The sequence below is a fragment of the Streptomyces sp. NPDC058955 genome, from assembly GCF_042741435.1.
Lineage (GTDB): Bacteria > Actinomycetota > Actinomycetes > Streptomycetales > Streptomycetaceae > Streptomyces.
The window spans coordinates 1-14,895 of the sequence record NZ_JBHYKM010000145.1; the positions used below are offsets into that span (position 1 = coordinate 1).

The following is a 14,895-nucleotide window of genomic DNA, read 5'->3' on the forward strand; positions in this document are numbered from 1 at the left end:
GGTGTGGCGCGCCCCCGATCTCTCCGCGTGGAGGTGTGTGGGCGGGGGGCGGCGGCTGGGGGGGGCGGGGGCGGCGCGCCGGGGGGGCCCCCGCCGGCCGGGTCGTTGACGTTGTGGTCGCCGAGGGCGAAGAAGCCGCCGTCCGCGCCGAGGTCGATGAGGTCGTCGCCGCCGGCGCCGCGCGCCGCCGTCACGCCCTCGCTGTCGCCGATCGCGTTGTCCCCGTCGCCCGCCCCGGCGAGCAGGATGTCGTCGCCGGCGCCGGTCGCGGAACCTTCGAGGGGCGCTGCCGAGTCGCCGAGGAGGCCGTCGTTGCCGCTGCCGCCCTCGATCCGGTCGTTGCCGCCGCCGGTGGCGTCGCCGCCGCCGAGGCTGAGGCTGTCGCCGTCGAGGTGGGAGTCGTCGCCGGGGCCGCCGAAGAGCTGGTCGTTGCCGCCTCCGGTCGCGTCGCCGTTGTCGGACTGGGAGTCACCGAGCAGGCTGTCGGCGCCGTTGCCGCCGTACAGGACGTCGTGGCCGCCGCCGACGGCCGGGCCGTTCTCCACGTACACGTCACCGTTCACGTCGTCGTCGCCGTCACCGCCGTCGAGGCGGTCGTTGCCGAGGCCGCCGGAGACCAGGTCGTTGCCGCCGAGGGCGCAGATGGTGTCGTTGCCGCCGCGGCCGTCGATGACGTCGGCGCCGCCGGAGCCGACGATGACATCGTTGCCGGGCGTGCCGGTGAGGGTGCCGGAGCCGGTGAGGGTGGCCGGCAGTCCGAGGCAGGTGGGCGGGGCGGCGACGGCGGTCGAGGGGGTGCCCAGGAGCAGCAGGGCCGCGGCCGCCAGGCCGGTGGTGAGCGGACGGGCCATGGAGGACCTCCGTGTCGCGGGTGTCGGCGCCGGGCGGCGCCCGTTCCGGACGATAGGGGCGCCGCCTGGGCCGGGCGACCGAGGCCCTGTCAACCGGGTGAGGGCCGGGGCCGTACGGGTGGCGGGCACGGCGGCGCCCCCGCGTACGGCCACCGATCGCCCGTCAGAGCACCGCGAGCCGGTCGACGAGGAGTTCCACCCTCGGTGCGGCGTCCTGCGGCAGCAGCCGTCCCGCCCGGGTGAGGGTCGCGAGGCCGTGCAGGGACGCCCAGAAGACCTCGGTGAACATGCCCGGGTGGACGCCGTCCCCGGCGACCTCGCCCAGGCTCTCCAGCAGCGCGGCGAAGGCGTCCTTCAGGGGTTCCGGCGTGTCCTCCTGCGCGTACGGCAGGCCGCCGTCGAGCTGGAACAGGGCGTCGTAGACCGCCGGGTTGCGCGCGGCGAAGTCGAGGTACGTACGGGCGAGGGCGGCGACCCGCTCGCGCGGGCCGTCCGCGGCGGAGGTCGCGGCCCGCACCGCCGCGGCCAGCTCGGAGGCGCCTTCGAGGGCCACGGCCCCGATGATCTCGCGCTTGCCGCGGAAGTGGCTGTAGAGGACGGGCTGGCTGTACTCGATGCGCTCGGCCAGCCGGCGGGTGGTGACGGCGTCCCAGCCCTGCTGCTCGGCGAGCTCGCGGGCCGTGGCCACGATGAGGCGCTCGCGCTCCGCCCGTTCGCGCTGCTTGCGTTCCTGTACCGACATGATCCGATCCTAGCACTGCTAGACAATCGAGCGGCAGTAGTACTAGCGTTGCCTCATCAGCTAGCAACGCTAGATCCCGGGAGGGGCGCCATGCTCAACGCACTTGAGGTCATCACCACCGTCGTCGTCGGCGTGATGGTGGGGGTGGAGTTCGCCGTCGCCGTCGTCATGAACCGGATCCTCGACGCACTCCCCGAGGACAGCGCCCAACTCGGCCACGCCCACGGGGGCCGGATGCTCGGCGCGGTGATGCCCGTCTGGTACATCGGCTCGCTCGTCCTCGTCGCGGTCTGGGCCGTCGCCGGATGGGGCCACGCGGGCACCGGCCTCGTCGTCACCGCCGGCGCGCTGCTGATCCTGAGCGTGCTCATGTCGGTCCTGCTGCTCGTCCCGATCAACAACCGGAACAAGACGTGGACCCCCGAGAACCGGCCCGCCGACTGGAAGGAGCAGATCGCTCGCTGGAACCGCTACCACTACGCCCGCGTGGCTGTGATCATCGCCGCCTTCACGTCGCTCGTCGCCGCCCTCGTCTGACCCCGCGCGTCCGCAGGATCCACGCAGCCCGTCAAGCCGGCGACGGCTTGCCACCCGCAAGGAGAAGAACGATGTCGCTGAAGAAGATCAACACCATCCTGGCCGCCGCCTTCGTCCTCTTCATCCTCTGGTTCGGCACGGAGTTCATCGTCAGCCCGGAGACGACGGCGCCGGGCTTCGGCCTGCCGAGCTGGCCGGCCGGCGACGGCGGCGGCTTCCTGGTCGTCAAGGGCGTCCGCGACGTCGTGATGGCGCTGGTCCTGGCCGTCCTGCTGGTGACGGGCCACCGCCGGGCGCTCGGCTGGGCGCTGCTGGTGATGGCCCTGGCCGCGTACGGCGACATGGCCACGGTCCTCTCCCACCACGGCTCCGTGGCCGCCGCGCTCGGCGTGCACGCCCTGACCGCGACCCTGATGGTGGCCAACGGCCTGCTGATCCTGCGCGAGACCGGCAGGACCGCGACCGCACCGGCGACACCCGCCCACCACCCTGCCTGACGGGCGGCACGTGACGAGCCGTCGTCGCACCGAAGCGAGAGGCCCCCGGCCCGGGACATCGCGTCCTGGGCCGGGGGCCTCTCGGTGCGCCGTGTGCGCGGGGGCGTCGCTGGGCGGGGACGGCTCTCTAGCCGACCGGCAGACCCAGGAACTTCGCCGGAGCGAGCGCGAGGAACTTCGACATCGCGGTCGCCAGGAGGGCCGCTTCGGGGCCGCCGGGCTCGGACGCGAGGCTGCGGAACGTCAGCTCCAGAGCCCGGTCGCCGTCGCGCACGAGAAGCGTGGTGATCCGGGCCTGCTGCCCCGCCGGGCCGGCGAGCATCGTGCGCATCAACGCCTCGTCGCCGAACTTCGGCTCCACGTCGAGCGGTTCACTCGCATCATCGGCCGGATCCACCACCAGCACGGTGATCTCCTGATCGCCGATGCTCATCGTCCACGCCGCGCACTCGGCGTAGACCCGCCGCATCTCGGCCATCCAGGCTGAGGTGGCCCCGGCCGCCCGCTCCGAGACGCCCTCGTCGACGACGATCGTGGAGTCCGCGTTCACGAACGAGGTGCGGACCTCCCGGTCGCCCTTGCCGGCGAACGCCCTGTTCAGCAGGGCGGTGAGCTCCGGGGTCGGGCCGGTCATCGGCGGCGGGTCCTCGTCCGACGAGGGCGAGTCCAGCTCTGCGAAATCGGCGAGGCCCGCAGCGGCCAGATCCGAGGCCGTGACCAACAGCTTCTCAAGGTCCTCGTGCGGAGGGGTGGTCGACGACTGTGCAGTGCCGGATGTGCTCACGAAGTTGCCTTTCGCCAAGCGGTGGTTGGTGCGTGGGGGCACCACCGTAACCCGCCGCCGCTCCGGAACGATCATGAAATTCGCGCCCATCCCGAGAACGGCCTCCTTCCGCCCGTCCCGTCCCTCACCGCCTCCGTCGAACGCGCCGTCACCGGCTCGATCACGTCAGGACGAAGCACCCTCGTCGCTCCAGCCGGCCGAGGACCGGCAGAGACGGGTCGATCCCGTTCCATCGCAGATCGAGCCTCTCCAGCGAGGGCATCCGGGCGAGCCAGTCCGGCACATGGCTGATGTGGTTGCTCCGCAGGTCCAGTTGGCGCAGGAGGGGGAGGCCTTCCAGCGGCCCCGGCACATCGACCAGGGCGTTCTCGCGCAGGTCCAGGTGGCGCAGTTCGACCAGTTCTCCTGTCGACGGCGGCAGGTGCTCGATCGCGTTCCCGCGGAGCCACAGCTCGCGCAGGCCGCGGAGCCGGCCGATGGTGTCGGGCAGGGTGGTGAGCCGGTTGTGCTGCGCCCTGAGCTCGACGAGGCCGGTCATGCCGCCGATGGCCTCGGGCAGGGCGGCGAGCGCGTTCTCGCCGACGTTGAGGTAGCGCAACCGGGCCAGGTTGCCGAGCGAGTCGGGGATCCGGGGCAGTCTGTTGTCGTGCAGGTACAGGCAGTCGCTGAGGCCGGTCAGCGTGCCGAGCTCGTCGGGGATCGACGTCAGCGCGTTGTGGCCCAGGTCCAGGGTGTTCAGTCGCTGGAGCCGCCGGATGTCCGGCGGGAGCGTGGTGAGTCCGTTGTCCGCGAGGATCAGGACGCGGAGTTCGTGCCGCTGCCAGACCGCCTCGGGCACCTCTCCGAGGTCTTGACGCCACAGGTTCAGCGCATCCTTCACGGCCTTCTCTCCTTCGTCGGCGGTCCTCGGCTCCGATCTTCTCCCGTCGGCGTCCCGACCCGCCTTCAGGGGACCAGGACGACCTTGCCGAGGTTGCGGCGCGACTCGATGAGATCGTGGGCGTGTGCCGCTTCGGCGAGCGGGATCGCTGCGGAGATGTGCGGGCGCAGCTTGTCGTCGCGGTGGAGTTCCCACAGTTCGTCGAGCCAGCGCGCGTACACCGCGGGCTCGTTCCGGGCGACGGCCGCCATCGGGAAGCCGATGACCGAGGCGCCCCGGACGAGCAGCTCGTACGCGTCGATCGTGCCGCCGCCCGAGCTGAAGGCGACCAGGCGGCCGCCGGGGGAGAGGGCGCGCACCGCGGGCCCGAGGAGTTCGCCGCCGACCCCGTCGACGACGAGGTCGACCGGATCGCCCCAGTGCTCGTCCCCGTAGACCACGACCTCGTCGGCGCCGAGGGCGCGGACGAACTCCGCCTTGTCCGCGGTGACGGTGACGGCGGCGGGCGTACGGACCCTGGAACGCTGCGCGGTGCTGGCGGAGCGGGCCAATGCCGAGCTCCTGGCGCCGCTCAGCGAAGCGGAAGGCCGGCAGCTGATGGCGCTGATGGCCCGGGTGTACGAGGCGTAGCACGCGCGGCGCGGTGCCTCCCGCGGGGCCGTGGCGGGAAGACGTCGACGTCGCTCAGTGAGCGGGGGAGGGCCGGGCGGCGGCCCGCGACGACGCCCTCACCCCTCCGCAGCCAGGCGCCGCACCACCGTCAGCGCCTCGTCCACCGCCGCGGGGATGTCCGTCACCGGGAAGCGGGCGTGCCGCACCACGCGGTCGCGGTCCACGACCAGGACGGCCCGCTTCAGCCGTAGCAGCTGCCCGGCGCGGAAGGTCGGCAGTCGGAGGGCGGCGGCGAGGTGCAGGTCGACGTCCGAGAGGAGGAGGAAGGGGAGGCCCTCCTCGACCGCGAACACCCGCTGCTCGTCGGGGCGTTGGGTGCTGACGCCGCGTACCTCCGCGCCCGCCGCGCGGAAGTCCTCGTACGCGTCCCGGAAGAGCCGGTTCTCCAGCGTGCAGCCGACCGTGCCGGGGATGCCGGCCCAGCCGTCCGGCAGGGGGCTGGGCCGCCCGGTCGCCGGATAGCAGAACAGGACCGTGGCCGCGTGGCCGGCCACCGGGTCCACCGGCACGCCGTCCCGGTGGCCCGGCAGCTCCAGGCGCGGCAGCCGCTCGCCCGCCAGGCCCGCGACGCGCCGCGCCTCCGCGCTCTCCTCGTCGGCGGTGCCGCTGAGCGAGCCGTCGCCGAAGACCCAGCGGTCCGCCCAGTCCTGCATCGACAGCAGCACCGGCAGCAGCCCCCGGCCGCTCTCCGTCAGCCGGTACTCGTGCCGCACCGGCCTGTCCTGGTAGGGGACCTTCTCCAGGACCCCCGCCTCCACCAGGTGTGCCAGCCGTTCGGTGAGCACCTTGCGCGAGATGCCCAGCTCCTCCTGGAGCGCGTCGAACCGGTGGTGCCCCCGTGCGGTCTCCCGGATGAGGAGCAGGCTCCACCAGTCGCCGACCACCGCCGCCGCCTGCGCGATCGCGCAGGCGGAGTCCCGTTCGGGCACCGACCTCATCAGGGCGTCTCCACTTCTCCGGCTCTCCGCGCGCTGCGGCCGCTCATCGGGACCATCTTGCGCCATGTGGTCAGTTCCCGATAGAAACTCACTCGGAGCGAGTGGGTTCCGAAAAGAGACTAACGACATCCAGGGGGTGGGCGCCGTATGAGCGGAACACGAGCGATCCCGAAGAACGACCGGCACGACGACCGACAGGAGGCATCGCCTCCGGGCGTCTTCTGGCGGTTCTGGGCCGCCGCCACCGTCAGCGGCGCCGGCTCCGCCGTCACCGCCCTCGCCCTGCCGCTCGTGGCCCTCACCGTCCTCGACGCCACCGCCTTCGAGGTCGCGCTGCTCGCCGCCGCCGGCCAGGTCTCCTGGCTGCTGCTCAGCCTCCCGGCGGGCGTCGTCGCACAGCGCGTACCACTGCGCCGGCTCCAGGTCGCGCTCGACCTCGTACGGTTCGCGGCGCTCGGGTCGCTCCCGCTCGCCTGGTGGCTCGGCACCCTCACGTATCCGCACCTGCTGCTCGCCGCGCTCGTCACCGGCGCGGCGACGGTGCTCTTCGACATCGGCAACTCGACCTTCCTGCCGGCCGTCATCCCGGCCCGGCAGCTGGCCGCCCGCAACAGCGTCATGTCCGGCACGCACGCCGTCACCGACACCGGCGGCCCCTCCCTCGGCGGAGTCCTGATCGGCGCGACCGGCCCCGTCGGCGCGCTCGTCGTGGACGCCGCCAGCTACCTGGCCTCCGCCGTGCTCCTGCGCACCCTCCCCGAGAGCCGCCCAGGACCCCGCACCGGCGAGAGCGCCCTCCGGCTGATGCGCGAGGGCTGGCGGTACGTGACCAAGCACCCGGTCATGCGGCCCTGCATGATCTGGGCGACCGCCGCGAACTTCCTCAACGCCGCCCTCGTCGCCCTCACCCCCCTCTACCTGGTCCGCGAGGCCGGCCTCGACTCCGTACAGCTCGGTCTCGTCCTCGCCATGGACGGGGTCGGCGCGCTCGCCGGCGCGGCCGTCGCGGTCCGGGTGACCTCACGCCTCGGCACCGCGTGGGGCATCATCGTGGCCGACCTGGCCGGCGGCGCGCTGCTCCTGCTCGCCCCGCTCACCACGTCGGCGGGGGACGCGTACTGGTTCGCCCTGGGCAACGCCGGCTTCGCCTTCGGCACCGTCATCGGCTCGATCACCACCCGCACCTACCGGCAGACCCAGTCGCCCCCGGAGCTGCTGTCCCGCGTGATGGCCACGGTCCGCTTCGTCTCCTGGGGTGCGCTGCCGCTCGGCGCGCTCACCGCCGGCCTCCTCGCCACCTACGCCGGCGCCCACACCGCCCTGTGGATCGTCTGCGCCGCCGCCTTCGCGCCCCCGCTCTACCTCTTCTCCAGCGGGGTGGGCCGCCACCGCGACCTCGCCTGACACCCGGACGGGTGTCGCTCCGCGGCCGGCGCGCGCCGACGTTCACCGAGGTCCAGGCCCCGGGGATGCGGGCCATGCGGGCGCCGGGGGACGCGGAGCACGGCATCCCCCGCCGATCAGGGGCACTCTGGAGGTATGAGCACAGCCCCGATAGTGGTGCACCCGCCTTCCCCTGGCGGCGGCAGAAGGGTCACCGCCCGCCAGGGCGGGATCCTCGGCCTCGCGTACAGCGACCGGGACGTCGTCGAGTTCCTGCGGCGCGCCGGCCTCGACGACGCCGACGCCCTGCTCGACGACCCCCGATGGGTGGAGTGGCGCGGCGGCCGGGCCCACGACTACGAGGCCGCGTAGCCACCCCGTGCTCACCATGGCCCATGCCCTGCGGGCCGCCGCCTTCATGGAGTCCTCGATCGGCGAGTGGCGCGACAGGGTCGGCCGTACGCTCGCCTCCTCGATCGGTACGTCCAGGGCGCGCGGCTGGGGTGGTCGACGCCGCGCCGCGGAGCGCGTAAATGCGTCGACAGCGCCCCGCGGCACCCGGCAGAGTGGCCGCTCGTGACGAGCAGTGAGCTGTGGACCCGTGAGACCGCCGACCGCTACGACACCGAGGAAGCCGAGATGTCCTCGGCCGCCGTCCTCGGACCGACTCTCGACTTCCTCGCCGAACTCGCCGCAGACGGGCGGGCATTGGAGTTCGCCATCGGGACCGGACGCGTGGGCGTCCCGCTCCGGGAACGCGGCGTGCCGGTGGCCGGCATCGAACTGTCCGAGCACATGGCAGCGGTGCTGCGGCGCAAGGTCGACGAGGACGCGCTCCCGGTCGTCATGGGCGACATGGCGACCACCGTCGTGCCCGGCGAGTTCACCCTGGTCTACCTCGTCTACAACACCATCACGAACCTGCTCACGCAGGACGAGCAGGTCGAGTGTTTCCGCAACGCCGCACGCCACCTGGCCCCCGGCGGCCGCTTCGTCATCGAACTGCTCTTGCCGCCCCTGCGGTTGCTGCCGCCCGGTCAGGTCGCGGTGCCGTTCGACGTCTCCGATCGGCACCTCGGCTTCGACACCTTCGACCTGGTCGAGCAGATCCTCGTCTCGCACCACTTCACCCGCGACGGCGACGACGGCCGCTACCGCCGCGGGAACTCCCGGCACCGCTACGCCTGGCCGTCGGAACTCGACCTGATGGCACGGATCGCCGGGCTGGAACTGGAGCGGCGCGTCGCGGACTGGGACGGGACGCCGTTCGCGCAGGACTCCACGAAGCACATCTCCGTGTGGCGCAAGCCGACGACCTGAGCCCGGGAACTCGGAGCTGGGTGCTGGGTCCTGCGGCCGTCGTCCAAGCGGGAGAAACGCCGCGAGGGCGAGTCCCTGCTGAAGCCGGTGCGGCAACTTATCGAGCCGGTCATACGATCCCTGATCGCCTACGACCATTGATCACATCGGAACATCCCGAGGGGGCCGGAGTGGCCCGCTTCGGCGCGCCGTGTGCTCAGCGCTTGATGATTCGGTCGAGGGTCTCGGCCAGCGCGGCCTTGACCGCCTCGCGGTGGTGAAGGGCCACCGGTTCCGACTCGGGGTTCGGCCGCACGCCCCGGTCCGCGAAGAGGTGGAGCATGCGCAGCGTGCGCAGGCAGTTGGTGAGGTGCGCGGGGACCGGGGTCGGGATGTGGTCGGAGCCGAAGTTGGCGGCGATCGGCTCCAGCCATGCGGTCGCGTCGTACTCGCTCATGTCGGACCGGGTGAGCACCCGGGCGAGTGCCCTGGCCAGCCGGTCGTCTTCCAGCTGGTCCCATATGTGGCCGGTGGGCGCCGTCAACCGCGCGGCGGCGAGGTCCAGCATCCGCACCGGATTCACCTCGGGATGGCAGCCGAACCGGTTCAGCAGGTCAGCGCCGTGCGCGACCGCGTGGAGCCAGCCAAGCTCCTCGTCGTAGCCACGCAGGTCCGTCTCGCTCGGGTACCACCGCTCGAAGGCGTCTACCCAGTCGGCCTTGAAGTCTCCTTTGGCCACGAGCATGTCGAGCACCAGCGGGGCGAACGTGCGGGCCTGGATCTCCGGGGCGGTGAAGCGGGCGGCCATCTCGTCCCCCAGCGCCAGCCTCCGGGGCTCGTCGATCACCCCGCGCTCTATCCAGGCCGAGAGGACGGAGTGAGGCGCTCCGTCCCGGATCTGCGGATCGGGATCCGCAAGGGCATCGGAGAGTATGCGCACCATGCCTTCCACGGGGCGGTCGGCCGGCACGGCGCAGTCAGCGGCTTCGATCTGGTTCCAGTTGATCACGGCGCGCAGGATAGTCCTGCGCCACCCTGCCGCATGGCGAACAAACCGTCTAGGAGGACGCACCACCGTCACGGCGCTGCCGTTGGCGGTGCTTGCGCATGGACACCTGGGACCCGCAGCCGGTGCTGCAGTACAGGCCCGCCCCATTGCGGGTGCGGTCGAGGAAGCCGAAGTGGCACGGCGGGTTCCGGCAAGCCTTGATGCGCCCCCAATCGCTGCTCTGCGCGAACGTCGTCACCGCGGCCAGTACCGTCCCGAACACGCGCGGCACCCCCGCCTGCGGCGAGGCCAGTTGCACACCGCCAGCCGTGACGACCGTCGCCAGAGGGTAGAGCGATCCCACGCGTCGCAGGTGCCGTTCGGCGCCCAGTAGCGGCTCACCCAGACTCTCCTCATCGCCCGAGTGCGCGAGCAGCACGGTCACCAGGGCGTCGCGCAGCTCGCGCGCGACCGCGGCGTCGGCGTCGGTCGCCACCGTCTCGCCGTCGAAGCCGAACTCGTCGTGCTCCGCCAGCCACGCCGCGAACGAGTCGCCGTCCGCGAACCGCTCCTGGCGGCCCGATCCGTCCGCGCGCGTGTTCACGAACGCGAGAACGGTCTCCACCGTCGGCGTGACGGTGCGCGGGCTGGGTTTCGGGGATCCGGGCGCGGTGCTGCTCATCCCCCCACGGTACCTCAGTGCGAGCTGAGCTAAGCCATCTAGTAAGCAACGTTTGCCCCCACCCGCATTGACGTGTTGCGAGCTAACCGCATACGGTCGCAACATGAACTCCAACCATCAGACCCACCTCCGCGTCTGGCTGATCACCGGCGCGACGTCCGGTATCGGTCGCGAACTGGCACTCCAGGCGCTGGAGAACGGCGACGCCGTCTCGGCCCTCGCCCGCGACACGTCCTCCCTGGACGAAGTGGCGCGGGCACACGGTGAGCGCCTGCTGCTCATCCCGGCGGACGTACGTGACGAGCAAGCCGTCCAGGACGCGGTGGGCGTCACGTGCGCACGGTTCGGCCGCATCGACGTCGTGGCCAACAACGCGGGATACGGCCTGTTCGGAGCGGTCGAGGAGGCGTCGGACGCGCAGGCCCGCGCCGTGTTCGACACCAACGTCTTCGGCGCGCTGAACGTGCTCCGCGCGACGCTGCCGGTGCTTCGCGCCCAGCGATCCGGGCACATCCTCCAGGGCTCGTCGGTCTACGGTCAGTCCGCCCACCCCGGCGTGGGTCTGCTCGCCGCCACCAAGTACGCGGTCGAGGGGCTGTCGGACGCGCTGGCGGCCGAGGTCGCGCCCCTCGGCATCAAGGTCACCATCATCCAGCCCGGCATGACCGCGACCCCCTTTCTGGCCAACCTCGACGTCGCGGACGGCCTGGACGACTACGACCCGACCGTCCGCGAGGTCCACAAGTCCATCGGAGAGCTCCCGGCGTCCGCCTTCTCCGCCGCGTCCCGGATCGCAGCGGGCATCCGGACCGCGGTCGATGCCTCCCGGCCTCCGCTGCGCCTGGCCCTCGGCAGCTCCAGCGCGGCAGGCATGCGCCCCGCTCTGGAGGCACGCATCGCGGACCTGGACGGCTGGCAGCGCGTGACCGACGCCGTCGACGAGTAGCGAGCGCGCTGCCCGGCCCGCGTACCGCCCGTCGACCCGACCGTGGTGATCGTGACCGTCACCGTCACCGCCACTGTCACGGCCTTCGCCCTGGCCGGCGGCGGGCTCGCCGCGGGCGGAGCCCGACGCCGGGAGCGCCTCCGCGCGGACGCCCCGTCCGGTTCGCCTGTGACATCAGGTGAACCGGACGGTGGTCGTCCGGCATCGATTTTCGGACGCCCGCCCGTATTCCCTTGCTCAATGGTCAAGAAGTGTTGACCATTGAGCGCATGCCTACCGATGAGCTCCCCGAGTCGTTCCACGTCACCACGGACGAGCAACTGCGCGCCGTCTCCAACCTCACCCGTCACCGGATCATGGCCGTGCTCCGCTTCGAGCCGGCGACGATCACGCAGATCGCCGAGAGGGTGGGACTCGCGAAAGGGAGTTCCAGCTACCACGTGCGGCTGCTGGAGCGGGCCGGCCTGGTGAAGGTGGTGCGGACGCGGAAGGTGCGCGGGGTCACCGAGCGGTACTACGCCATGGCCGCGCGGTCGATCGTGCTGCCGGACCCCGGCGAGGGAGGGCCGGATGTGCTGATGCGGCACGCCGTGGCGGACCTGGAGGCGTCTCCGGCCGGTGCCGAACGGCACGTCGGGATGGCGCATCTGCGGCTCACCGAGGAGCAGTTCGCCGAACTGGGCGCCCGGCTGCAGGCGCTGGCGGAGGAGTACAGAGAGCTGTCCGATCCCTCGCTGCCGGACGCGTCGCTCGTCTTCGCACTGTTCCACCCGGCATCGGGCGCGCAGGCCGAAGGGGACGCCAAGTGACCCCAGACATCGGGAAGTTGCCCACCGGCTTCGGACGGCTGTGGACCGCGCAGACGATCTCCTCGCTCGGCGACGGCGTGTCGCACGCGGCGCTGCCGCTGCTCGCGTTGACCCTGACCAGGGATCCGATGGCGCTCGCCGTCGTCACGGCCGCGGGGACGCTGCCGTGGCTGCTCTTCGGAGTGCTCGGCGGCGCGCTGGTGGACCGCTGGGACCGCCGGCGCGCGATGTGGGTCACGGACGCGGCACGCGCGGCGCTGCTCGCGATACCCGCGGCAGCGGCCGTACTCGACGTGCTGAGCGTTCCGCTGCTCGCGGCCGTCGCCTTCCTGCTCGGCCTCGGCGGACTCTTCTTCGACACCGCCGCCACCGCCTATCTACCGGATCTGCTCGACCGCGACCCCGCGCTCCTGGAGCGCGCCAACTCCCGCCTGCGCGGCGCCCAGACGGCCATGTCCGGCTTCGCGGGACCACCGGCCGGCAGCGCCCTGCTCACGCTGGGGAGGTCGCTGCCGCTGCTCGCCGACGCGGTGTCGTTCCTGATCTCCGCGCTGCTCGTACGCACCCTGCCCGCCATGCCCAGGCCCGTGCCGGAGGGACGGGAATCGCTGCTCACGCAGGCGCGGGCAGGCGCCGCGTACGTCTTCCGGGACCGGTTGCTGCTCGGGCTCGCGCTCCGCCCGGCGGTCGGCAACATCGCCTTCCTCGCCGTGGAGACCGTACTCGCCCTCTTCGCGCACGACCGCCTCGGCATCGACACCTACGGCTTCGGCCTGCTCCTCACGGCAGAAGCCGCCGGCGGCCTGCTCGGCGCGGCCATCGCCTCCTTCCTCGGCCGGCGACTCGGCACCGGCACCGCACTGGCCTGCACCGCCGCCGTCGAGGGACTCGCCATCCTGGGGCTGGCCGCCGCCCCGAACGCGTACGTCGCCGGCCTCGCGCTCGCCGTCTGCGGAGCCGGCATGGGCGCCACGATGGTGCTCGGGCCCTCCCTCCGGCAGGCGATCGTCCCCGCCCACCTGATGGGCCGGGTCGCCTCCACCTCCCGCATGCTCGCCATGTGCGCCGCCCCGTTCGGCGCCTTCCTCGGCGGCTGGCTGGCCACCACGTACGACATCCGCACCCCGCTCTACGCCGCCGCCGGCCTTCTCCTCGCGATGACGGCCGTCACCGCGACCATGACCAGCAACCGCCGGGTCGAGGCGGCGCTGCGTGCCGCCGCGCCGTCTGACGAAGCCCCCCACCCGCGACACGCGGCGCGTTGACCTCGGCGAGGCCGCCCAGACGGACGGCGCAGAGGGCGGTGCAGGGGACAGGGCAGGGGACGGGGCAGTGGATGGGACAGAGGGGGTCGATCGGGTGTCCGAAGCCCGTGGCCGATAATGGCCGGGTGGCGGTGCGGGGTGAGCACGGCTGTGCCTCGGAGCAGTGAGGGACTGGAGCGCCGCCACCTCGAAGTGCGGGGGGATCACGTGGTGTTGCAGGCTTCGTCCGAAGCCGTCGGGGCGGGCGAGGACGGGTTCGACTGGTTCCGCGAGACGGTCTCCAGCAATGTCATGCCCGTCATGCTCAGCACCCGCCGCACGGACGACTTCCGGGCGAGCGTCACCGACCTGGACCTGGGTGTGGTCCGGCTGACCGCCCTGGAGTTCTCGCCGGTGCACTCGCGCCGGACGTTGAGCCATGTCCGGCGCGGCGATCCCGAGCAACTGCAGCTGGCGTTCCCCACCCGCGGCACGTTCAGGGTCTCCCAGGGCGGCAACACATCGGTGGTCACCGGGGGACTCGTGCTCACCGACACCTCACGACCCAGCGCGGGGGCCTGCACGGGCGGGCAGGTCGAGACGGTCGTCCTGCAGATCCCCCGCCAGGCACTGGCGCTGCGGCCGAACAGGGTGGACCGCCTCCTCGCACAGAACCTGGCGGCGGACACGGGGTCGGGAGCCATCCTCGCCGACTTCCTGAAGACCCTGCTCGCGCGAGGCCCGAGCTGTCGGCCGGACGAGCTGCGCGGGATGGGTTCCCTCGCCCTCGACCTGGCCACCGCGTTCCTCGCGCGCCGGCTCGGCGACCCTGACGAGGCGCCTGGCGAGGCCCGAGCCCGCGAGACGCTGCAGCGGATCCACCGCTTCATAGAGAACAACCTGAGCGACCCGGGCCTGACCCCTCGCCTGATCGCCGACCGGCACCACATGTCCCTGCGGGGGCTGTACGTCCTCTTCGGCGACCAGCCCCTGACCGTCGCGGCGCACATCACCCGAAGCCGCCTGGAACGCGCCCACGCCGACCTCGCGCGCCAGGAGCTGAGCGGCCAGCACGTACAGACGATCGCGGCCCGCTGGGGCTTCTCCAGCGCCACCGTGTTCAGCAGGGGGTTCCGCGAGGCGTACGGGATCAGCCCCAGCGAACACCGGGCCCGTTCCCTGACCACCCCTGACACGCCGTGCACAGCAAGCCTGCACGCCACGCACACCACCGGGCGCTGATCGAACCTAGATTCACTTCTGGGAGCGCCGAACGGGCTGATGACGCACCGGTAGGGCCGCTGTCCAAGAATCCTTGACCGATCCAGCCGGAGGGAAAGCCATGGGTGCGGTGCGCTAACCAGGCAGTCCTGATACTGCACTTCAGGCCGGCGGTCGCCGTGATCGGACCGTAGCCACTCGACGTCAGGCTCAGCCCCGGCCGCGGGCGCGCCAACCCACCGGCCAGGCCCAACGGCCCAGGACCAGGCCGTGCTCCGAACCTCCCGTACGCACCGGCCGACAGCGCCGCCGAATGCCCGGCCGGCGGCACAGCCCCCGACGAACACCTGCGCGACGCGCCGCGGCTCGATCACCACCTGCCCGCTCACCCGTGCCCGTCCGCCACCACCGTCGCCGGCGGG

The 14,895-nt window shown here is 72.4% G+C and carries 17 protein-coding genes; 9 read left to right on the top strand and 8 right to left on the bottom strand.

Annotation, left to right across the window (positions count from 1 at the left end):
- On the bottom strand, positions 1–851 hold an 851-nt coding region (locus ACFW1I_RS34255), incomplete at its 3' end, for a calcium-binding protein (RefSeq protein WP_384677314.1).
- A 163-nt stretch (positions 852–1,014) separates the two neighbouring features.
- Complete coding sequence (locus ACFW1I_RS34260; protein WP_384677316.1) at positions 1,015–1,593, bottom strand: TetR/AcrR family transcriptional regulator; 579 nt, start codon at positions 1,591–1,593, stop codon at positions 1,015–1,017.
- Between the two features lie 90 nt (positions 1,594–1,683).
- Between ACFW1I_RS34260 and ACFW1I_RS34265 the strand changes: the two genes are divergently transcribed.
- Positions 1,684–2,130: an anthrone oxygenase family protein gene (locus ACFW1I_RS34265; protein WP_384677318.1), complete on the top strand. Its 447-nt coding sequence runs from the start codon at positions 1,684–1,686 to the stop codon at positions 2,128–2,130.
- A gap of 71 nt (positions 2,131–2,201) precedes the next feature.
- Entirely contained in the window at positions 2,202–2,627 is a 426-nt protein-coding gene (locus ACFW1I_RS34270; RefSeq protein WP_384677320.1) for a DUF4267 domain-containing protein, read from the top strand.
- A gap of 127 nt (positions 2,628–2,754) precedes the next feature.
- On the opposite strand, the gene ACFW1I_RS34275 is transcribed toward ACFW1I_RS34270, so the two are convergent.
- The 4 genes from ACFW1I_RS34275 to ACFW1I_RS34290 all read right to left on the bottom strand — a co-directional run bounded on the left by ACFW1I_RS34275 (position 2,755) and on the right by ACFW1I_RS34290 (position 5,901).
- A complete protein-coding gene (locus ACFW1I_RS34275; protein WP_384677322.1) occupies positions 2,755–3,501 on the bottom strand; it encodes a hypothetical protein in 747 nt (248 codons plus the stop codon).
- Between the two features lie 70 nt (positions 3,502–3,571).
- Complete coding sequence (locus ACFW1I_RS34280) at positions 3,572–4,291, bottom strand: leucine-rich repeat domain-containing protein (RefSeq protein WP_384677324.1); 720 nt, start codon at positions 4,289–4,291, stop codon at positions 3,572–3,574.
- A 65-nt stretch (positions 4,292–4,356) separates the two neighbouring features.
- On the bottom strand, positions 4,357–4,842 hold the full coding sequence (locus tag ACFW1I_RS34285; protein WP_384677326.1) for a zinc-binding dehydrogenase: 486 nt from the start codon (positions 4,840–4,842) through the stop codon (positions 4,357–4,359).
- Between the two features lie 177 nt (positions 4,843–5,019).
- Positions 5,020–5,901 carry a winged helix-turn-helix transcriptional regulator gene (locus ACFW1I_RS34290; RefSeq protein ID WP_384677328.1) on the bottom strand — a complete coding sequence of 294 codons (882 nt, stop codon included), beginning with the start codon at positions 5,899–5,901 and terminating at the stop codon, positions 5,020–5,022.
- Positions 5,902–6,048: 147 nt separating this feature from the next.
- Here ACFW1I_RS34290 and ACFW1I_RS34295 point away from each other — a divergent pair, with 147 nt between their 5' ends.
- The 3 genes from ACFW1I_RS34295 (at position 6,049) to ACFW1I_RS34305 (ending at position 8,604) form a co-directional block, all read left to right on the top strand.
- On the top strand, positions 6,049–7,305 hold the full coding sequence (locus tag ACFW1I_RS34295; RefSeq protein ID WP_384677330.1) for an MFS transporter: 1,257 nt from the start codon (positions 6,049–6,051) through the stop codon (positions 7,303–7,305).
- 135 nt (positions 7,306–7,440) lie between these two features.
- Complete coding sequence (locus tag ACFW1I_RS34300) at positions 7,441–7,656, top strand: hypothetical protein (RefSeq protein ID WP_384677332.1); 216 nt, start codon at positions 7,441–7,443, stop codon at positions 7,654–7,656.
- Positions 7,657–7,860: 204 nt separating this feature from the next.
- Positions 7,861–8,604, top strand: a complete 744-nt coding sequence (locus tag ACFW1I_RS34305) for a class I SAM-dependent DNA methyltransferase (protein WP_384677334.1) — start codon at positions 7,861–7,863, stop codon at positions 8,602–8,604.
- 196 nt (positions 8,605–8,800) lie between these two features.
- On the opposite strand, the gene ACFW1I_RS34310 is transcribed toward ACFW1I_RS34305, so the two are convergent.
- Complete coding sequence (locus ACFW1I_RS34310; RefSeq protein ID WP_384677336.1) at positions 8,801–9,592, bottom strand: DUF2785 domain-containing protein; 792 nt, start codon at positions 9,590–9,592, stop codon at positions 8,801–8,803.
- A gap of 49 nt (positions 9,593–9,641) precedes the next feature.
- On the bottom strand, positions 9,642–10,253 hold the full coding sequence (locus tag ACFW1I_RS34315) for a CGNR zinc finger domain-containing protein (protein WP_384677338.1): 612 nt from the start codon (positions 10,251–10,253) through the stop codon (positions 9,642–9,644).
- A 103-nt stretch (positions 10,254–10,356) separates the two neighbouring features.
- Here ACFW1I_RS34315 and ACFW1I_RS34320 point away from each other — a divergent pair, with 103 nt between their 5' ends.
- From ACFW1I_RS34320 to ACFW1I_RS34335, 4 genes are all read left to right on the top strand, one after another.
- Positions 10,357–11,199: an SDR family NAD(P)-dependent oxidoreductase gene (locus ACFW1I_RS34320; RefSeq protein ID WP_384677340.1), complete on the top strand. Its 843-nt coding sequence runs from the start codon at positions 10,357–10,359 to the stop codon at positions 11,197–11,199.
- 269 nt (positions 11,200–11,468) lie between these two features.
- Positions 11,469–12,008 (top strand): ArsR/SmtB family transcription factor, encoded by a 540-nt coding sequence (locus ACFW1I_RS34325; RefSeq protein WP_384677342.1) that lies wholly within the window; start codon positions 11,469–11,471, stop codon positions 12,006–12,008.
- 17 nt (positions 12,009–12,025) lie between these two features.
- Positions 12,026–13,273: an MFS transporter gene (locus tag ACFW1I_RS34330; protein WP_384677352.1), complete on the top strand. Its 1,248-nt coding sequence runs from the start codon at positions 12,026–12,028 to the stop codon at positions 13,271–13,273.
- Between the two features lie 210 nt (positions 13,274–13,483).
- Positions 13,484–14,494 (top strand): helix-turn-helix domain-containing protein, encoded by a 1,011-nt coding sequence (locus ACFW1I_RS34335; protein ID WP_384677344.1) that lies wholly within the window; start codon positions 13,484–13,486, stop codon positions 14,492–14,494.
- The last annotated feature ends 401 nt before the right edge of the window (positions 14,495–14,895 follow it).